Source organism: Mycobacterium sp. (assembly GCF_032159565.1).
Taxonomy (GTDB): domain Bacteria; phylum Actinomycetota; class Actinomycetes; order Mycobacteriales; family Mycobacteriaceae; genus Mycobacterium.
This window is the reverse complement of sequence record NZ_JAVHWR010000068.1, coordinates 1-19,086: the sequence shown is the minus strand read 5'-3', so window position 1 is coordinate 19,086 and position 19,086 is coordinate 1. Positions and strand designations below refer to the sequence as shown.

Sequence of the window (19,086 nt, the reverse complement as noted above, 5' to 3'; positions counted from 1 at the left end):
ATGACGAAGTTGACGTTACGGGTAACGGTGATGTCGGCCAACGGGTCTCCCGGCACGGCGATGACGTCGGCGAGGTAGCCCTCGGCGATGCGGCCGAGGTCCGGTTTGTTGATCAGGTCCGCCGCGACGACGGTCGCCGCGCGCAGCACCGCGTCGGCCGGCATACCCCAGTCGACCAGCGTTACGAGTTCGTCGGCGTTCTTGCCGTGCGGGATGGCGGGTGCGTCGGTGCCGACGGCGATCTTCACCCCGGCTTCGTAGGCGGCCTTGATCGACGTGCGTGCCTTCGGAAACATCTCGGCGGCCTTGTCCTGCAACTCCTTCGGAGCCTGCGACACGTCCATCGCCTCTGCCAGCCGTCTGGTGGTGACCAGGAACCGGTCGTTGTCGACGAGCATCTTGATGGCTTCGTCGTCCATCAGGAAGCCGTGCTCGATGCAGTCGATTCCGCATTCGACGGCGTGCTTGACCGCCTCGGCGCCATGGGTGTGCGCAGCCACCCGCAGCCCGCGGCGGTGCGCCTCGTCGACGATGACCCGCAGCTCCTCGTCCGAATAGTGCTGCGCGCCTGCTTCTCCGGTCAACGACATGACGCCGCCCGAACAGCACACCTTGATCAGCTGCGCGCCGTGCTTGATCTGGTAGCGCACCGCCTTGCGGATCTCGTCGTTGCCATTGGCGATGCCCTCTTCGACGGTCAACTCGAGCACGCCCGGCATGAAGGCTGCGAACATCGTCGGGTCGAGGTGGCCGCCCGTCGGCGTGATGGCATGACCTGCGGGTATCACCCGTGGGCCCTCGATCCAGCCGGCGTCGATCGCCTTCGCCAGCGCCACGTCGAGCAGGTAACCGCCTGTCTTGACGAACAATCCGAGGTTGCGCACGGTGGTGAAACCGGCGCGCAGCGTGCGTCTGGCGTTGCCGACCGCGCGCAGCACTCGCGTGGGCGGATCGTCTTGGACCTGGGACAGACCCGGGTTCTCGCCGCGGCCGCCCATCAGGAGGTTGACCTCCATGTCCATCAAACCGGGCAGCAGAATCGCGTCGCCGAGATCGACGACCTCACCTTCCTCGGTGCCACCGCCGAGGCCGACGATCCGGTCGTCCTCGATGCGCACGATGCCGGGCCGGACGATCTCGCCGGCGTCGACGTCAAGCAGACCCGCTGCCTTGAGGGTCTTTACACGCGGCGATGAGCCGCTCGCGCGGGGAGCAGACAATCTCAGACCACCGGCTCCTTGATCAGTTGGATGTAGGAGGCGCCACTGTCGAGCACCCGTGGCTGTTTCCACACCTCGACGGGGAAGCTCACCATGACGATCGATTGTCCCAGATGCACCAGCGCCTTGGCATCCTCCGGCATCCCCTTGAGCGGGAAGCGGGCATCGACGTAGACCATGATGTCCTCGAGACGCTCCATGCCCGCGTCGTAGAGTTCCTGCATCTCGGCCATCGTGGAGTTCAGCCGCTTGGAATAGCGCTGCTCCTCAGTGGGCAGGCACCAGTCGCTGAACTTCTCCAGATCGGCGAATTCCTGTGGCAGCTTAGGCATTGACGTGGTCCTTCTCGGTCGCGGCGGAACCGGCGCTGCCGGAACCGTTTCCGTTCGTCAGCGACGCCTTGTACCTGTTCACGTAATCCCAGGCGGTCTTGTGCAGGTGGCGCAGCAGGATCTCCTGGTCGCAGAGCGGGAATTCAGTGACGACCCGGGTGCCGATCTGAGTCTGCGTGGCCTCCAGGGTGTTGGCGTCCTGGAACGCGTACTCCTTGAACGTCACCGCGGCGAGCTCCTGGGACAGCCGTTGACGCAGGTTCGTCGGCGGCACGAAGTAGAGGTCGGCCTCGAAGATGTGGGTGTCCACCCCGGTCGGCCAGTAGTGGTACGTGAGGTACCACCCCGGCGCCCAGAACAGCAGGGTGAAGTTCGGGAAGAACTCGAACGAGTCGGTGCCCCATGACTTGTGGCGGCCCGGGTTGACGGCTGGCGGTAGCTCGTCGGGCAGGATGCCCTTGATGTCGGGCCGGTCCCACGGTCCGAACAGGCCGCTGTGCAGGATGCGCTCGATGGGCTTGACCATGCTGAGGTCCTTCGGCGGGCTCATCCCACCCCACGACGACACCATCGAGTGATCACCCTTGATGTCGTAGGCCAGCGCCTCGAAGCCGAACTTGGCCAGCTTCTCGGCCTCCTCCTTCTCGGCCTGCTTCATGTGCAGGATCGGTGCGTGATAGAACTCGACGAACGCGTCGATGAACAATTTCCAGTTGGCGTTGATCTCCGCGCGATAGCTGTAGAGCTCGGTCATCTCGTGGAACGGGTAGCCCTCCAGACCCTCGGCGAAGTCACCCAGATACTCCCGAAGCGGCGCCGCGTCGTTGTCGAAGTTGATGAAGATGAAGCCTTCCCACACCTCGCAGCGCACCGGGACCAACCCGTAGTCGCCCTTGTCGAGATTGAAGAACTCACCCTCCTGCTGAACGAAGGTCAGGTCGCCGTTGAGCGAGTAGCGCCATGCGTGGTACTTGCAGGTGAACTGCCTGCAGGTGCCCGATACCTCCTCGCCGGGAAAGTCGTTCCACAGCAACTTGTTTCCGCGGTGACGGCACATGTTGTAGAAACACCGGACCGTCTCGTCCTTGTCCTTCACCAGGATCACGGAGGTGCCTTCGCCGACGGACGGCATCTCGCGGGTGAAGTAGCTGCCCTTCTTGGGTAGCCGCTCGACCCGGCCGACGTTCAGCCAGGTCTTCTTGAAAATCGCCTGCTGTTCGAGCTTGTAGTGCTCCGGATCGATCGAGTCCTCGTAGTTCACCGGAGCGGTGCCGAGTTCCGGCCAGTTCTCTGTCCAGCTGCCAGCGGCGGGTTTAGGGAAAAATGCCACGTTGGTTACCTCTCCTGTTCGAGCTCAACGCCGAAGGTTTTCAATGCCATTGACACGGTGACGTAGCAGCCGATCGTGAAGACGAAGTCCATTCGCTGCCGCTTGTCGAAGCGTTCGCCCAGCGCCGACCACGTCGCGTCGGACAGTTCGTATGTCGCGAGGAGTTCGTCGACCGCCGCCAGCACATGGCGGTCGAATGCGTCGGCCGCCTCACCGCGCTGTACGCCCGCGATGTCGTCGTCGGTCAGGCCAACGCTGCGGCCCATCTTGACGTGTTGTACCCATTCGTATTTCGAATCGGTTCGGTGGGCAACCCGAAGGATCGCCAGCTCGCGCAGCCGAGGCGGCAGCGTCGAGTTGAAGAGCAAGTGCACGTTGAACTTCAGGAATTCCTTCGTCAGGTCCGGGTGGTTGACGAAGGTCCCGAGGATGTTGCTCGCATTCTCCGGGTTGCGCCGCTCCTGGGGAAGCATCACGGCGAGAGCGCGGTCGACGGCGTCGTCCCACTGATCCGCGGGCAGCGGGGGCAATCGCACGGCCTTCTCCTCTCGGGGGTGAGAATCATGTTCTCATTTCCGGCTAATACATTTCCATCTTTTGTGTCGATGGTCAATGCCGAGTGGTCGGATACAGCAGCGCACCAAACATCTGTTCCGCGTTATGGTGGGGCGATAGGGCTCGGAGATTGATTCTCTCTCGAAGAGAAGATAGTTTCCCTGGATAGAGAACAGCGCGGGGACTACGGTTGAGGCTGAAGAGGGAAGGGAGCCCCATGAACAAAGAGGACATGATCCTGATCAGCGTTGACGACCACATCGTCGAACCGCCTGACATGTTCGCCAATCACCTGGCCAAGAAGTACATCGACGACGCGCCGCGGTTGGTGCACAACCCGGACGGCTCCGATACCTGGCAGTTCCGCGACGTGGTGATCCCCAACGTCGCGTTGAACGCGGTGGCCGGCCGGCCGAAGGAGGAGTACGGGCTCGAGCCGCAGGGTCTCGACGAGATCCGGCCGGGTTGCTACAACGTCGACGAGCGCGTCAAGGACATGAACGCAGGCGGCATTCTGGGCTCGATGTGCTTCCCGTCGTTCCCCGGCTTCGCGGGCCGGCTGTTCGCGACCGAGGATCCGGAATTCTCGTTGGCGCTGGTGCAGGCCTACAACGACTGGCACGTCGAGGAATGGTGCGGCGAATATCCGGCGCGGTTCATCCCGATGACGCTGCCGGTGATCTGGGACGCCGAGGCGTGTGCCAACGAGATCCGGCGCAACGCCAAGCGCGGCGTGCACTCGCTGACTTTCTCCGAGAACCCGTCGGCGATGGGTTATCCGAGCTTCCATGACTTCGACTACTGGAAGCCGATGTGGGACGCGTTGGTCGACACCGACACGGTGCTCAACGTGCACATCGGGTCGTCGGGCCGGCTGGCCATCACCGCGCCGGATGCGCCGATGGACGTGATGATCACCCTGCAGCCGATGAACATCGTGCAGGCCGCGGCGGATCTGTTGTGGTCCAAGCCGATCAAGGCCTACCCGGACCTGAAGATCGCGTTGTCCGAGGGCGGCACCGGCTGGATCCCCTACTTCCTCGAGCGGGCCGATCGCACCTATGAGATGCACTCGACGTGGACGGGGCAGGATTTCGGCAAGCAGAAGCCCTCAGAGGTGTTCAGGGATCACTTCCTGACCTGCTTCATCTCCGACCACGTCGGCGTGCAACTACGCAACGACGTCGGCATCGACAACATCTGCTGGGAGGCCGACTACCCGCACAGCGACTCGATGTGGCCGGGGGCGCCCGAACAGCTCGACGAGGTGCTCAAAGAGCACAACGTGCCCGACGACGAGATCAACAAGATGACCTACGAGAATGCCGTGCGCTGGTACCACTGGGACCCGTTCACCCACATCACCAGGGAACAGGCCACCGTCGGAGCGCTGCGCAAGGCCGCCGGAGACCACGATGTCTCCATCCAGGCTCTCTCCAAGAAGGAGAAGACCGGCGTGAACTTCGCCGACTTCGCGGCGAGTGCCAAGGAGCTGACCGGCAACAAGGACTGAACAGGTCCGCTGGACGACAGTGTGCCGGTGCGCGGAAGGCCTGATCGCACCGGCGCACTCGGCTGTGTGCCGACGAACGGATGAGTAGGAGAGCAGTGGCTGACGTTCTTGGGGGAATGAGTTTCGAACTGAGCGAGGATCAGGAACTGATCCGCAAGTCGGTTGCCGAGCTGGCGGGCAAGTTCGACGACCACTACTGGATGCAGAAGGACCAGGCGCACGAATTCCCGCAGGAATTCTACGACGCGATCGCCAAGGGCGGCTGGCTCGGCATGACCATCCCGGAGGAGTACGGCGGCCATGGCCTGGGCATCACCGAGGCGACGCTGCTGTTGGAGGAGGTTGCGCGCTCGGGGGCGGCGATGAACGGCGCCAGCGCCATCCATCTGTCCATCTTCGGTATGCAGCCCGTCGTCAAGCACGGCTCCGATGAACTGAAGGAAGCAACGCTTCCCCGCATCGTCGATGGCGACCTGCATGTCTGCTTCGGCGTCACCGAACCCGGTGCGGGGCTTGACACCTCGCGGATCACCACGTTCGCCAAACGCGAGGGCGAGCGGTACCGCGTCAACGGGCGCAAGGTGTGGATCTCCAAAGCGCTCGAGTCCGAGAAAATCCTGTTGCTGACGCGCACCACGCCGTACGACCAGGTGACGAAGAAGACCGACGGCATGACGCTGTTCCTGACCGACATCGATCGCGACCACGTCGACATCCGGCCGATCAACAAGATGGGCCGCAACGCGGTGAGCTCCAACGAGCTGTTCATCGACGACCTGATGGTGCCGGTGGCGGATCGGGTCGGCGAGGAGGGCAAGGGCTTCAAATACATCCTCGACGGGCTCAACCCGGAGCGGATGCTGATCGCCGCCGAGGCGCTCGGCATCGGCCGGGTCGCGCTGGAGAAGGCCGTCAGATACGGCAACGAGCGCGTCGTGTTCAATCGGCCGATCGGGATGAACCAGGGCCTGCAGTTCCCGCTCGCGGACTCGCTGGCCCGACTCGACGCCGCCGAATTGGTGCTGCGCAAGGCGACATGGCTCTACGACAACGGCAAGCCCTGCGGACGTGAAGCCAACACCGCCAAATACCTCTGCGCCGACGCCGGATTCGGCGCCGCCGACCGCGCGCTGCAGTTGCATGGCGGCATGGGCTACTCCGAGGAGTACCACGTATCGCGCTACTTCCGTGAGGCTCGATTGATGAAGATCGCGCCCGTCAGCCAGGAGATGATCCTCAACTTCCTCGGCGAACACGTCCTGGGAATGCCGAGGAGCTACTGAGATGGGCTACTTCGACTTGACCGGTCGCGCGGCGCTGGTGACCGGCGCGGGTGCGGGCGGCGGCATCGGGGCGGCGGTCGCGGCCGCACTGGCCGAAGCGGGAGCCGCAGTGCTCGTCAGCGACATCAACGCCGATGCGGCTTCCGCAGTGGCCGAACGGATTCGCGCCGCGGGCGGCAAGGCTGATTCGTGCGCGCTTGACGTCGGTGATCGTGCCGCCGCCGACGCCGCGGCCGAACAGGCCGCGGGGTTGGGCGGGGGAGCGCTGCACATTCTCGTCAACAATGCGGGCGTCACGTCTCCCGCGATGTTCGGAAAGCTGACTGACGACACGTTCCGGCTGACATTCGACGTGCATGTCATGGGTACGTTCCATTGCACGCAGGCCGCGCTGCCGTTCATTCCAACCGACGGAACGGGCCGCATCATCAACGTGACCTCGGCGGCGGGGCTCACCGGCACGCTTGGGCAGGTCAACTACTCCGCCGCCAAGGCAGGCCTGATCGGCTTCACCAAATCGCTGGCCCGCGAGTTGGCGTCCAAGAACATCATGGTGAATGCTCTTGCGCCGCTTGCCGCGACGCCGATGACCGAGACCATCCGGACCAACGAGAAATTTGCCGCAAACATGATGGCGCGCATCCCGTTGAAGCGATGGGCGGGGCCGCAGGAGGTAGCCGGTGCGTTCGTCTTCATGGCGTCGGACGCCGCGTCCTACATCACCGGACAGGTGCTGCCCGTCGACGGCGGAATGGTGATGTGACGGCCCCACTTGCCGGCGTCACCGTCGTGGCGATGGAACAGGCCGTCGCCGCGCCGATGTGCACCCGCGTTCTCGCCGACTTCGGCGCCCGCGTCATCAAGGTGGAGAACCCCAACGGCGGCGACTTCGCCCGTGACTACGACGACGTCGTCAACGGCCCCGGCGGTCTCGCGGCCCACTTCGTGTGGTGCAACCGAGGCAAGGAATCGGTGACGCTCAACCTCAAGTCGCCCGCAGGCATGGACGTCTTGCACAGTCTGCTGGAGCGCGCGGACGCTCTGGTGTCCAACCTTGCGCCGGGATCCACTGCGCGCCTCGGTCTGTCGGCCGCGGACCTCGCCGAGCGGCACCCCAACGTGATTCCCGTCGAGATCGACGGCTACGGCCCCGGCGGCCCGATCTCCCACAAGCGCGCCTACGACCTGCTGATTCAGGCCGAGGGCGGGTCGTGCGCCGTCACCGGATACCCCGGCATGCCCGCCAAACCGGGGCCCGCGATGGCCGATTTCAGCACCGGTCTCTACGCGGCTTTGTCCATCCTCGCGCTGCTGTTCTCCCGGGAACGCAACGGGAGGCCCGCTCCCGCTGTGGGATTGAGCCTGTTCGACGTGTTGACCGACGTGATGGGCTACCAGCTGACCTACACCCAGCATTCCGGCATCGACCAGCAGCCGCTCGGCGTCGGCTCACCGGCGGTCGCGCCCTATGGTGCGTTTCCGACCCGCGACGGGCAGACCGTGGTGCTCGGCACCACCAACGATCGGGAGTGGCAGCGGGTCGCCACGGAGATCATCGACCGCCGCGACCTTGCCGACGATCCACGCTTCGCCACCAACCCCGGCCGGTGTGCGTATCGCGATATCCTCGACGAGGCGATCGGAACCTGGTGTGCGCAGCACGATCTCGCGCATATTCAGAAGGTGGCCGATCAGGCGGGGATCGGCAACTCGCGCTACAACCTGCCCAGTGAGGTGGTCGTCCACCCGCAGCTGACCGCGCGCGACCGCTGGCGGGAGGTGGACACCACGAAGGGACCCATCCAGGCGCTGCTGCCGCCGCCGGTCATCGCCGGATACGATCCGCCGATGGGAGCCGTGCCCGGGCTGGGCCAGCACACCGACGCCGTGCTGTCAGAGTTCGGCTTCGGGCAGGATGCCATAGCCGAGTTGCGCGAGCAGGGGGCCATCGGCCCGGCGTATGGCTCGGAAGGAATGGAGACGACAAATGCGTGAAACGGTGATCGTCGAAGCGGTGCGCACGCCGGTCGGCAAGCGCAACGGCGGGCTCTCGGAGATGCATGCCGCCGACCTGTCAGCCCTCGTCCTCACCGCACTCGTCGAGCGAGCAGGCGTTGACCCCGGGATCATCGACGACGTGGTCTGGGGCTGCGTGTCGCAGGTCGGCGACCAGTCCAGCAACATCGGCCGGTATTCGGTTCTCGCCGCGGGATGGCCGGAATCCATTCCGGGAACCACGATCAACCGCGCGTGCGGATCGAGCCAGCAGGCGCTGGACTTCGCGGTGCAGGCGGTGATGTCGGGACAGCAGGACGTCGTCGTCGCGGGCGGTGTCGAGGTGATGAGCCGGGTGCCTCTGGGCGCAGCGCGCGCCACCGGCACGCCGTACGGACCGAAAGTGCTTGCGCGCTACGCGGGTTTCTCGTTCAACCAGGGGATCTCTGCCGAGATGATCGCGGAGAAGTGGGGGTTCTCCCGGAGCCGCCTCGACGAGTACTCGGCCCAGTCGCACGAGCGTGCGGCCGCCGCGCAGGACAATGGGGCGTTCGAGGACCAGATGATCCCCGTCTTCACCGGTGGCGAGCCCGTCGTCGCCGACGAGGGCGTGCGGCGCGGTACCAGCGTCGAGAAACTCGCAGGCCTCAAGCCGGTGTTCAAGGAGGACGGCGTCATCCACGCGGGCAACTCGTCGCAGATCTCAGACGGCGCCGCGGCGCTGCTTGTGATGGCAGAAGACAATGCCCTTGCATTGGGGCTCAGCCCGATCGCGCGATACTGCGCGGGCGCCGTCACCGGAGCAGACCCGGTCCTGATGCTGACCGGTCCCATACCGGCGACCGAGAAGGTGCTTCACAAGGGGGGCGTCGACATCGACGAGATCGGTGTGTTCGAGGTGAACGAGGCGTTCGCGCCCGTGCCGCTGGCGTGGCTCGAGGAGACCGGCGCCGACGAGAAGCGCCTCAACCCACTCGGCGGTGCGATCGCGCTGGGCCATCCGCTCGGCGCGTCCGGTGCCGTGCTGATGACCCGGATGCTGAACCACATGCGGGACAACGGGATCCGCTACGGGCTGCAGACGATGTGTGAGGGCGGCGGCACGGCCAACGCCACTCTGGTCGAACTCATCGCCTGACGGCACCGCGGCGCCACACTGCCAAGGGGCTGAGAGCCTCAGGTGCTGTTGGCCGGACAAACGCCGTGACCTGCGGTGTGACGCCGATCTAAACCTTTCTGCTCTGAGACCCTTGTCACAGCGGACAAACCTACCTACTGTGTGTTCACTAGGTTGGTTGAATCAAAGGAGATCCGTGTCCGCCCCCGCCCCAGGACATTCGGTTCCTCGCACGAGCGCTCGTCAGGACCCCTCGGTTCCTCGCGCGAGCGCTCGTCAGCGGCCCTACGAGACTCTTCTCGCCAAAGGCGAGGACCGTCGGCAGCGCATCCTCGGTGTAGCCGAGCGCCTGCTGGCCCGCAACGGGTGGCGCAACACGTCTCTGGCCCAGATCGCCAAGGCAGCCGGGGTGACGCCTGCCGGCCTGCTGCACCATTTCGAGTCCAAGGAACAGCTGCTCAACGCGGTGCTCGATGCGCGCGACGAGGACGACGCCATCCACGCGGACTATCAGTCCGGTGACCTGATCACCGAGCTCAGTCGAGTGCCTGAGCGGTTCGACCGGGCACCCGAACTCGTCGGCACCTTCACCGTGCTGCTCGTCGAGAACATCGCCCCCGATGCGCCGCTGCACGACCGCCTGCACAAGCGGTACCGGGCGGCCATGGACATCCTCACCGAAATCATCGAGCGCGGCCAACGGCTCGGTAAGTACCGCCCGGATCGTGATGCGGCCGCCAAGGCCGTCGAAATACTCGCCTTCATCAACGGAATGGAGACCCTGTGGTTACTCGACCCGTCAATACGGCTCACCGAGGCGTTCAAGGGCTACGCGGAATCGCTGGCCAGCGACTTGGCCTCACGGAACTCGATATGAGATACCGGCTCGACGTGGTGGCGGCCAACGCGGCCGACGCCGTCAGATTCGCGGGCGGTTGGATGTACGACCGGGTCATGGCGGGCTGGGACGTCACCGTACTGCTGGCCGACCGCACCGACGAGCGGCCGCTGCACATCCTCGGCGTCGCAACGTCCGATCTCGAATCGGCCTTGGCGCTGTGGGAAGAGCGCCCGCATCCTCAGACGGTGGCGGTCGCCGCCGATCTGTTCGCCAGTGACGAGCGGGTGCGACGCGGAGTGCTCGGGGCACTCGAGCAGGGCCTCACCGAGGTCACCCTCTGGGGTGACAGCGTGCCCGCGGAACTCGACGACAGCGTCGGACCCGTTGCGCATCAGCTCAGCGCCGCGGCCCGCGCGTTCAAGAGCCAGGCGCTGACCGCCGCCGCCGACAACGGCTCCGTCACCGGGACAGAGACATTCCGCTGCGGTGTGATGGCGACGCCATCGGTTGCCGCGGATCTCATTCCGGCGGTCTGAAGCCCGATTGCTCCTCGCGTGCGCAGAGCCCTATTGCTCCTCGCGTCCGCATAGGTCGATCAGGACCTTGCCGACGGCCTTACCGTCGGCCACATGCCGTAGCGCGCTTGACGTTTGGACGAGTGGGTAGACCGCGCCGATATGTGGCGCCACCGTGCCGGTGACGAGTAGTTCGCGCAGTTCGTCCTCGTTGCGGACGAACTCGTCGGGTGAAACGTCTTGAAACTGAAAGCCCAGCACGTGCACACCCTTGACCAGTACGAGGTTGAGCGGAATGCGGGGGATGACCCCCGACGCGTAGCCGACGGTGACGAACCGGCCCCGGCGCCGCAGTGATCGCAGTGCCGGTTCCGACAGATCACCGCCGACGGGATCGATGACGGCGTGCGCGCCGTCGGGCAGCGCGTCCCGCAATACGGTGCGCAGGTCACCGGCGCGGTGGTTGACGAGCTGTCGCGCGCCGTATGACGCTGCCGCTTCGAGCTTTTCGGCTGACGAGGCGACGGCGGTGACGTCGGCGCCCAGCGCGGTGGCTAGTTGAACGGCGGCGAGGCCGACCCCGCCGCCCGCGCCGAGCACGATCACGGCGTCGCCCGCGTGCACCCGCGCGACCGAGCGCAGCGCGTGATACGCCGTCCGGTGCGCAACTCCGAAGGCGGCCGCAGTGCGAACGTCGACGGCGTCCGGAATTCGGGTCAATCCCTGGCCGGTCACCACGACCTCTTCGGCGAAGGCGCCGAACATCCCCGCTCCGGTGACTCGGTCACCAACTTCGAAGTCGACTGTCCCTTCGGCGACTTGGACGACAACGCCCGCGAACTCACTGCCCACCACGAAGGGCGGCGGCACACTGATCTGATAGCGGTTCGCGACGAGCAGCACGTCGGGATAGTTGACGGCGGCAGCACCGACCCGCACCCGCACCTGCCCGGCCCCGAGCGCTTCCGAAGGGCGCTCATCGATCCGGATGACTTCGGGGGGCCCGTACTCGGGGCAGACCGCGGCGCGGATCACGCGTAGTCGCTGGACTCGGCGAGGTCTGCGGCCGAACGCATCAGGTCGGCGATGATAGGTCCGTAGGCCAGCAGTTTCTCGTTGTCGCCCGCGCGCTGGAAGCCCTGCTCGAGGACGATCGCGAGCTTCCACTTCGCCAACACCAGGTAGTAGTCGAGGTCATCGACCTGCCGACCGGACACCGTGGCGTAATGGTCGATCACCTCTGTGCGGGAGGGCATTCCGCGCATGTCAACGTAGCTCATGGCCGACGGTGCATCGGTGGCCCCTTCCCCTTCTGCTCCTCGCGTGCGCGCTGGCCAGCTCTGCACCATCCACCCGAGATCCAGCTTCGGGTCGCCGACGGTGCCCATCTCCCAGTCGACGATCGCCGCCAACTGCGCGGGCGCACCATCGCGGTACATCACGTTGGCGAACTGGTAGTCGCCGTGCATCAAGCCGGGTATGAAGTCGAGTGGCCGGTGAGCGCGCAACCATTCTGTCGCCACGTCGAGGCCATCGATCTCGCGGCCCTTGATCCGCTCGAAGAAACCGGTCCACCGGTCCACCTGGCGTTCGTGGAAGCCGTCCGGTCTGCCGAGGTCCTGCAGTCCCTTGGCCTTCCAGTCCACCTTCGACAACAGCGCGATGCCCTCGGCGAGTTGGTATGCCAGGCCTGCGCGTGCGGCGAGATCGCTGTCGAACGGTTCGGGCCACCGTCTGTGGTCGAGGTCCATCGGCGACCAGCCGTCCACGAAGCCCATCAGGTAAAAGGGGCGACCGAGAACCGAGGCGTCGGGGCAGACTCCCACCGCAGCGGTGTGTGGCACCTCGGTGCCGTCGAGCGCATCGATGATGCGCCACTCCCGGAGGATGCCCTTGTCCCGATCGCGCGGGGCGTCTGGCGGAGGTATGCGCAGCACGCAGTCGTGCTCACCGCGGCGGATGCGGTAGATCACGTTCTGCGTGCCGCCGGACAGGAAGTCGGCTTCCAGGGGCTCGCCCTTTCCGGGCAGGCCCGCCCCGTCCATCCAGCCGGCGAGCCGCGTGGTGTCGATGTGATCGCTCACAGGTTTCCCACCTCGTGCTCCAGGTACTCGGCGAACTTCTGTTGTGCGGCTTCGCGTTTGCGCGGTATCCACTCTGTCGGCCAGATGTCGTTGCTCGGCTGGTAGTCGCGCAGCACCTGCTTGGCCACCGTCGCCTTGTGCACCTCCGTCGGGCCGTCGGCCAGGCCCATCACCGCGGCGCCCGTCACCATTCCCATGAACGGCACGTCATCGGTGACACCCAGCGCACCGTGTACCTGCATTGCCCGCCAGGCGATGTCGTGCAGCACGGTCGGCATGACCACCTTGACGGCGGCGATGTCCTTGCGCACCTTCTTGTAGTCGTTGTACTTGTCGATCTCCCAAGCGGTGTAGAGCACCATCAACCGGAACTGAAGCAGCTGGGCGTACGAGTCGGCGATGTAGCCCTGGACGAACTGTTTGTCGGACAGCCGGCTGCCCTGCGTCTCGCGGCTGAGCGCACGCTCGCACATCATGTCGAGCGCGCTGCGGGACAGCCCGATGGTGCGCATCGCGTGGTGGATGCGGCCGCCGCCGAGGCGGGTCTGCGCGATGACGAACGCCTGACCCTCGCCTCCGAGCAAGCCTTCGGCGGGCACGCGCACATTGTCGTAGTGGATCAGCGCGTGCGAGCCGTCGCCTTCGGCCTCGCCGTGCAGGCCGAAGTTGCGCACGATCTTCACACCCGGAGTGTCGGTCGGCACCAAGAACATCGACATGCCTTGGTAGGCGCTGACTTCGGGATTGGTCACCACCATCACAATCAGGAACGAGGCGGTCCTGGCGTTGGAAGAGAAGAACTTCCAGCCGTTGATCACCCAGTCGTCGCCGTCGCGGATCGCCTGCGTGGTGAACAGGGTCGGGTCGGCGCCGGCATGGGGCTCTGTCATCGAGTAACAGGAGAACAGCTCGCCGTCGAGCAATGGCCGCAGATACTTCTGCTTCTGGTCGTCCGTGCCGTAGTGTGCGATGATCTCGGCGTTGCCCGTATCCGGCGCTTGACATCCGAATACTATTGGCGCCCATTGTGATCGGCCGAGGATTTCGTTCAGCAGGGCGAGTTTCAGCTGTCCATGACCCTGGCCGCCGAGCTCTGGTCCCAGGTGCGTCGCCCACAGGCCACGACGCCTGACCTCCTCCTTGAGCGGGTCGATGACCTTGCGGCGGTTGTCGTCCAGCGGGGTGAACTGTTGGTGAGGGAATACCAGATCCAGTGGTTCGATTTCTTCGCGGACGAATTCGGCCGCCCAGTCCAGCACCTTCTGATACTCGGGGTCGGTTTCGAAATCCCATGCCATCGTGCGTCTCCTTCACTGCGTCAGAGCTTTTCGTTGAATCCTGCGATCAGCGCGCCGATGTCGCTCGCCACCACCTCGGCAAAGGACCGGTCGCCGAAGCCGCCGAGCGCCCAGTGCCGGACGCCCTCGCTGACGTGCATCTGAGCCAATCTGGACAGGTGGGGCACATCGATGGGCCCCGCGAGCTTGCCGTCGGCCTGCGCCCTGGCGAACAACTCGCCGAACATGTCGGCATCGACATCGTCGGGGCGATCACCGGTGAGGATGCGTTGTTCCTGCCGGTAGCCCTCGAGGATCGTCTCGACGATCAGATCGCGGGGGTTGCGTGCCATCGAGCGCTCGAGGCTGCGCAGCGCTTGGTTGATGACGGCACGAACGTCGTAGTCGCCGGCCAAATGCCGATGCACGGTTTTCTGTGCGGCGCGAGTGGACAGCAGGCCGACCTCGAAGAGCACGTCTTCCTTGGCCGGGAAATAAAAGTAGAACAGCGCGCGCGAGACGCCCGCGGCCCGGCAGATATCGGCGACGGTCGTCTTGGCATAGCCGTTCGTGCGCCACAGCGCCATCGCCGCCTGCACCAACGACCGCTTGGTCTCGATGGAGCGGGCCCTCTGGAAAGAGGCCCGACGCTGACCACCGTCAGCGATCTTTGCCGTGCTGCTCTTCGGCACAGACGCACTTTAACAGTTCATTTAGGTCATGAAAATAGTTAACGCGTGTCTAACTACGTAGGCTCCGCAAATTCCGATGTGAGGGACGCGACGAACTCCTGAGTGCGTCGACGCGACGCGCTCCGTTGGTCAGCACCGTCGCCTAGTGGGACCACCCTGATGGCGAGATCGGTGACACCGGCGTCGCGGTAGCGACGCAGGCGCGCGAGCACGGTTGCCTCGTCGCCTGCGGCCATGGTGTCTCCGACGTCCTCTGCGTCGCCGTGCTCGAGCAGCCGAACGTAGTTGGGGGAGAAGTCGGCATGCCCGAGCACCTCGCTGGCATACGCGCGGGCGGAATCGATCTCACCGTCCGAGCAGAGCGCGACGGGAACGCCTGCGACGACGCGTGTTTGGGACCGCCCCGCTGACCGCGCCGCATCGGTGATCCGCGGCACCACGTAATCGCCGATCGCGCGCTCGTCGGCCATCCACAGGATGGTTCCGCCCGTCCGCTCACCGGCGATCCGCAGCATCGTCGGCCCAAGAGCCGCGATCAGCACCGGCATCTCGAATGCGTCGGTGACATCTACCGGGCTGTGCACCGAAAAGCTGTCATTGTCGACAGCTACCGCGCCCGGCGCCCCGAGGGCGAATGCCGCGTCCAGCACGTCGAGATAGTCGCGGACCAAGTGTGCCGGTTTGTCGTAGGGCAGCCCGAGCTGATCGGTGATGATCCAATGGTGCGAGGGGCCGACTCCGAGTGCGAACCGGCCCGCACAGGCGACCTGCGTGGTCAAAGCCTGTTGCGCCAGAATCAGCGGGTGCCGGGTTTGAAGCGGTACGACCGCCGTGCCGATTTCGATTCGGTCGGTGACGTGGCCGAGTAGGGCAACGGCTGTCATCGCATCCAGGTAACCGGGCACTTGGGGAACCCAGAACGACGCGAAGCCCTGCTCCTCGGCGGCTTGTCCGTCGGCCAGCAGACCGCTGAGACGGTCCGCCCGTGAGCGCTCCTTGTCGGAGCCGACCATCAAACCGACGCGCATCCCAATCCTCTACGGCACATGGCGATCCCACTGATAGGGGACGACCGGATAGAACGGAGCGGCGAACAGCGGTTCCGCGCCGCCACGTTGCCAGCGGGTGGTGAGCAGCGGCCGCAGCCTTTCGGCGGTCGCAACGGGATCGTCGTCGAGGAAGACGTACGTGAGCAATTGGCCCGCAGGTGCACTCGCGAGGCGTTCGTCGACGTCCTGCGAAACCACCGACCAGACCCCGCCCACTCCGTCGACGCCGACGAGATCGGCGGACTCTGTCGTGCCGGATTCCAGTAGCAGGTACACCCCCTGCGCCGGCCACCATGGCAGCACGTCGGCGCCGATTTTGATGCGCGGCGCCGCGACCTTGTGGTCGATCGCGTAGACACCGCGCTGAACCGGCGGCAGCAGGGGCAGTTTCCGGTCCGCACCGCCGAGCGCCGACGACAGGTCGAGGAACCCCTTCAGCCCGCTCGGATCGGTGAAGAAGTAGGACATCACGTGATCGATTTCGTCGAAGCGCTGATCGCTGTACGCGCGGGCGGCCCGGCACTCGGGCGTCGACGCCAGTCGCAGAGACGCCCGCACGCCCGCGAGCCGATGCTGTTCGGGCCTGTGATCAAGGGTGTGCCAGCGCAGGTATTCGGCGTCGCAACCGTCGGGATGGCGGCGCGCCATCGAGACGAACACGGTGCCGATCTCGCCGCGCCCCGCGGCAAGCACACCGTCGACCTCGTCGGAAGGAGTTCCTGGAAGTGTCAATTCGAGCCTTCCGGCAGGTCGATCTCGGGATGACGGATGCTGATCATCCGCCGGAAGCCTTCGCGCCACGGCACCTTCGTCCTGCCGAGGATCTCGTGCATGCGGGTGACGTCGGGCCACAGCGGCGTGTGCGCGTCGGGCGTGTACTCGAAGACGGGCTCGACCCCGACGAGCTCGCCCATGTAGGTGCAGTAGTCCTCGACGCTGACGGTCTCGCTGCCTGCCCAGTTGACGACGACCGGGGGAGTGGCGGCCACCTCCATCGAGCGGATGCCGAGGTCGACGTAGTCGTCTTCGTAGATGGGGTTGTAGTTGTTCGGCTTGTCGGGGTGAAGCCGAATCGGCCTGCCCGCCAGCATCGCATCGAGGCGGTCGGCAGGCGCGCCGCCCTGCGGCCCGTAGGTGGAACAGATCCTGATGATGGTCAACGGAATGCCGTAATGGCCGACGATCCAGGTGCACACCGACTCGGCGGCGATCTTGGAGAAGCTGTAGTTCGGCCGCAGCGGCACGCCGGGCGGATCGGTTTCACGCAACGGGCGCTGACCCTGGTAATCGTAGATCGAGCCCGTCGAGCAGAACACGAAGCCCTTCGCGCCGCGACAATGGTGCAGCAGCGCACCCGAATTGTGGGCGTTCGTGGTGACACACCGCGTCCAGTCGTCGGCGCCGGGGTCGACGGCCGCATGGAACACATACCCGAAATCGCTTGGCAGTTCGGCGAAGTCGGGCTCCGCCATGTCGAGCGTGAACGGGGTGATGCCCTCTGCCGCCAGTTTGTCCCGGTCCGCTGCTTCCTCAGCCGCGCCGCGCCCCACACCTCGTTGCGCTTCGCGAGCGCGCGGGCGATCGGGAAGGCGATCTTGCCGGTCGCGCCGGTGATCAGCACCTTCTGTCCGTCGAGCAACGATGCCCTCCTGTCGAGACAACCCACTAGTCATAGCGCATCGCCGCCCAAATGTTAAGTACTTGATATGTTGGGTTCGTGCAACTGCGGTTCGATGACGAGGTCGAGGCGTTCCGCGCGGCCTTCATCGCCTTTCTCGACCAGCATCTGCCCTCGGAGGCCGCGGCGACCGCGGAGCGGTCGCACTCGACATCGCATGTACCGGAGTGGTCGCGGCGCTGGCAGCGAGTGCAGTTCGACAACGGCTGGCTGCTGCCGGGCAACCCGCCGGAGTTCGGCGGCCGCAACGCAGGCGTCCTCGAACAGTTCGTGTACCGCGAGGAACTCTCGCGGCGCCGCATCTACCACGCGTTCAACCCCCAGGGTGTCGGCATCATCGCGGCGTCGCTGCTGTCGTTCGGCACCGACGAGCAGAAGCAGCGATGGGCGGTCCCGATTCTGCGCGCGGAGATGACCGCATCGCTTGGGATGAGTGAACCCGGCGCAGGTTCCGACCTGGCAGGGCTGTCGACGCGCGCTGAACTCGACGGTGATCACTTCGTCGTCAACGGGCAGAAGGTCTGGACCTCGGGGGCCCACGACGCCGACGTCCTGCTCGCCTTCGTCCGCACCGACCCCGCCGCACCGAAGCACAAAGGGATCAGCGCACTGCTGATCCCCACCGATACACCGGGGGTGACGTGCAGGCCGTTCGCCTGCGTGTACGACCGCGACGACCTGGACTTCAACGAGGTGTTCCTGACCGATGTCGTGGTGCCTGCCGAGAATCTCGTCGGGCCGCTCAACGGCGGGTGGAAGGTCGCCAACGGGTCGCTGGGCCATGAACGCACGATGATGTGGCTGCAGTTCGCCAATCGGTTGGGTCAGACTCTCGAAAGTTACCATCCGGCAGATGCATTGAGCCGTGATCAGTACGCGAGTATCGCGATGGACTACCAGGCTCTCCGGCTACTAGGGTCCGCCGCGCTGGCCCGCGCCGCGCGTGGTGACGGCGGTGCGGCCGGGCTGTCGGTGCTCAAGGTTCTCGGGTCGGAGGCCGAACAGAACGCCTACCGTCACGTCTTGGAGGCGACGGGGGTCGACGCTCTGACCGATCCGGCGATGACCGCGCCGTACAACCCCTACAGCCCAGGGCAATTCACGGCGGGCTGGTTCACGCGCTATATCGGTAGTTTCGCCGGGACCATCGCGGGAGGCACGTCGGAGATCCAGCGCAACATCATCGCGCAGCACGTGTTGAAGCTACCCGTGCGCTGACTCAGACCTTCGGCAGCCAGCCGGATGCCTTGGGAGACAGCACGAAGCCGCGGCCTTCTGGGATCCTCGCATGCGGTCGTTCCCGCATCATCCACTCCGCAGACGGTGCCGAAGACGGTGATGGTGGGGAACGGCGGCAACGAGCACACGGAATCGTCGGAGGTGTGCTCTAGTATCGAACATATGTTCGAAGAATGGGGTTCAGCGTCGTTGGTTGAGCGGATCGCCGAGTTGGAGCGGGTGAAGTCGGCGGCGGCGGCTGAGCAGGCGCGTGCGGCGGTGGCGTTGGAGGAGTTGCGGCGCGCCGATGAGGCGGCGGCCGGGGTGCCCAGGGCGCGGCAGGGTCGCGGGGTGGCCAGTGAGGTGGCGTTGGCGCGGCGGGATTCC

Annotated in this window: 18 protein-coding genes and 2 pseudogenes; 9 read left to right on the top strand and 11 right to left on the bottom strand. The window is 65.5% G+C overall.

Features of this window, described 5'->3' with window-relative positions; all coding sequences use genetic code 11:
- The 4 genes from QOC76_RS08005 to QOC76_RS07990 all read right to left on the bottom strand — a co-directional run.
- Positions 1-1,220, bottom strand: a 1,220-nt coding sequence (locus tag QOC76_RS08005) for a metal-dependent hydrolase family protein (RefSeq protein ID WP_526355965.1), incomplete at its 3' end; no start/stop codon positions are given.
- A gap of 2 nt (positions 1,221-1,222) precedes the next feature.
- Positions 1,223-1,552: a hypothetical protein gene (locus QOC76_RS08000; protein ID WP_526355963.1), complete on the bottom strand. Its 330-nt coding sequence runs from the start codon at positions 1,550-1,552 to the stop codon at positions 1,223-1,225.
- On the bottom strand, positions 1,545-2,882 hold the full coding sequence (locus QOC76_RS07995) for an SRPBCC family protein (RefSeq protein WP_526355961.1): 1,338 nt from the start codon (positions 2,880-2,882) through the stop codon (positions 1,545-1,547). Before QOC76_RS07995 ends, QOC76_RS08000 begins: the two co-directional genes overlap by 8 nt.
- A 5-nt stretch (positions 2,883-2,887) precedes the next feature.
- Entirely contained in the window at positions 2,888-3,418 is a 531-nt protein-coding gene (locus QOC76_RS07990; protein ID WP_526355959.1) for a carboxymuconolactone decarboxylase family protein, read from the bottom strand.
- Between the two features lie 236 nt (positions 3,419-3,654).
- Between QOC76_RS07990 and QOC76_RS07985 the strand changes: the two genes are divergently transcribed.
- The 7 genes from QOC76_RS07985 to QOC76_RS07955 all read left to right on the top strand — a co-directional run bounded on the left by QOC76_RS07985 (position 3,655) and on the right by QOC76_RS07955 (position 10,722).
- Positions 3,655-4,950, top strand: coding sequence for an amidohydrolase family protein (locus QOC76_RS07985; protein ID WP_526355957.1), 1,296 nt, complete (start codon positions 3,655-3,657; stop codon positions 4,948-4,950).
- A gap of 116 nt (positions 4,951-5,066) precedes the next feature.
- Positions 5,067-6,233 (top strand): acyl-CoA dehydrogenase family protein, encoded by a 1,167-nt coding sequence (locus QOC76_RS07980; RefSeq protein WP_526355975.1) that lies wholly within the window; start codon positions 5,067-5,069, stop codon positions 6,231-6,233.
- A 1-nt stretch (position 6,234) separates the two neighbouring features.
- The gene (locus tag QOC76_RS07975; protein ID WP_526355955.1) at positions 6,235-6,996 is read left to right on the top strand and encodes an SDR family NAD(P)-dependent oxidoreductase; all 762 of its coding nucleotides are present in this window, start codon (positions 6,235-6,237) and stop codon (positions 6,994-6,996) included.
- The gene (locus QOC76_RS07970; protein ID WP_526355953.1) at positions 6,993-8,228 is read left to right on the top strand and encodes a CaiB/BaiF CoA transferase family protein; all 1,236 of its coding nucleotides are present in this window, start codon (positions 6,993-6,995) and stop codon (positions 8,226-8,228) included. The genes QOC76_RS07975 and QOC76_RS07970 overlap by 4 nt, the downstream gene beginning before the upstream one ends.
- The gene (locus QOC76_RS07965) at positions 8,221-9,366 is read left to right on the top strand and encodes a thiolase family protein (RefSeq protein ID WP_526355951.1); all 1,146 of its coding nucleotides are present in this window, start codon (positions 8,221-8,223) and stop codon (positions 9,364-9,366) included. Before QOC76_RS07970 ends, QOC76_RS07965 begins: the two co-directional genes overlap by 8 nt.
- Positions 9,367-9,673: 307 nt before the next feature.
- The gene (locus tag QOC76_RS07960) at positions 9,674-10,222 is read left to right on the top strand and encodes a TetR/AcrR family transcriptional regulator (RefSeq protein WP_526355971.1); all 549 of its coding nucleotides are present in this window, start codon (positions 9,674-9,676) and stop codon (positions 10,220-10,222) included.
- A complete protein-coding gene (locus tag QOC76_RS07955) occupies positions 10,219-10,722 on the top strand; it encodes a hypothetical protein (protein ID WP_526355949.1) in 504 nt (167 codons plus the stop codon). Before QOC76_RS07960 ends, QOC76_RS07955 begins: the two co-directional genes overlap by 4 nt.
- Before the next feature lie 30 nt (positions 10,723-10,752).
- Here the strand turns inward: QOC76_RS07955 and QOC76_RS07950 are convergent, their stop codons facing one another.
- The 7 genes and pseudogenes from QOC76_RS07950 to QOC76_RS07920 form a co-directional block, all read right to left on the bottom strand.
- Complete coding sequence (locus QOC76_RS07950) at positions 10,753-11,733, bottom strand: NADPH:quinone oxidoreductase family protein (RefSeq protein ID WP_526355969.1); 981 nt, start codon at positions 11,731-11,733, stop codon at positions 10,753-10,755.
- Positions 11,733-12,746 (bottom strand): phosphotransferase family protein, encoded by a 1,014-nt coding sequence (locus QOC76_RS07945; protein WP_526355967.1) that lies wholly within the window; start codon positions 12,744-12,746, stop codon positions 11,733-11,735. Before QOC76_RS07945 ends, QOC76_RS07950 begins: the two co-directional genes overlap by 1 nt.
- A gap of 35 nt (positions 12,747-12,781) precedes the next feature.
- Positions 12,782-14,083 carry an acyl-CoA dehydrogenase family protein gene (locus tag QOC76_RS07940; RefSeq protein WP_526355947.1) on the bottom strand — a complete coding sequence of 434 codons (1,302 nt, stop codon included), beginning with the start codon at positions 14,081-14,083 and terminating at the stop codon, positions 12,782-12,784.
- 20 nt (positions 14,084-14,103) lie between these two features.
- Complete coding sequence (locus QOC76_RS07935) at positions 14,104-14,754, bottom strand: TetR/AcrR family transcriptional regulator (RefSeq protein ID WP_526355945.1); 651 nt, start codon at positions 14,752-14,754, stop codon at positions 14,104-14,106.
- A gap of 53 nt (positions 14,755-14,807) precedes the next feature.
- Positions 14,808-15,782 carry a TIGR03564 family F420-dependent LLM class oxidoreductase gene (locus QOC76_RS07930; RefSeq protein ID WP_526355943.1) on the bottom strand — a complete coding sequence of 325 codons (975 nt, stop codon included), beginning with the start codon at positions 15,780-15,782 and terminating at the stop codon, positions 14,808-14,810.
- 9 nt (positions 15,783-15,791) lie between these two features.
- The gene (locus tag QOC76_RS07925; protein WP_526355941.1) at positions 15,792-16,535 is read right to left on the bottom strand and encodes a hypothetical protein; all 744 of its coding nucleotides are present in this window, start codon (positions 16,533-16,535) and stop codon (positions 15,792-15,794) included.
- Positions 16,532-17,442: pseudogene (locus tag QOC76_RS07920) on the bottom strand (NAD-dependent epimerase/dehydratase family protein). The gene QOC76_RS07925 and the pseudogene QOC76_RS07920 overlap by 4 nt, the downstream one beginning before the upstream one ends.
- Before the next feature lie 78 nt (positions 17,443-17,520).
- On the opposite strand from QOC76_RS07920, the gene QOC76_RS07915 reads away from it, so the two are divergent.
- Entirely contained in the window at positions 17,521-18,699 is a 1,179-nt protein-coding gene (locus QOC76_RS07915) for an acyl-CoA dehydrogenase family protein (protein WP_526355939.1), read from the top strand.
- 183 nt (positions 18,700-18,882) lie between these two features.
- A pseudogene (locus QOC76_RS07910) lies at positions 18,883-19,086 on the top strand (HNH endonuclease); the annotation flags it as partial.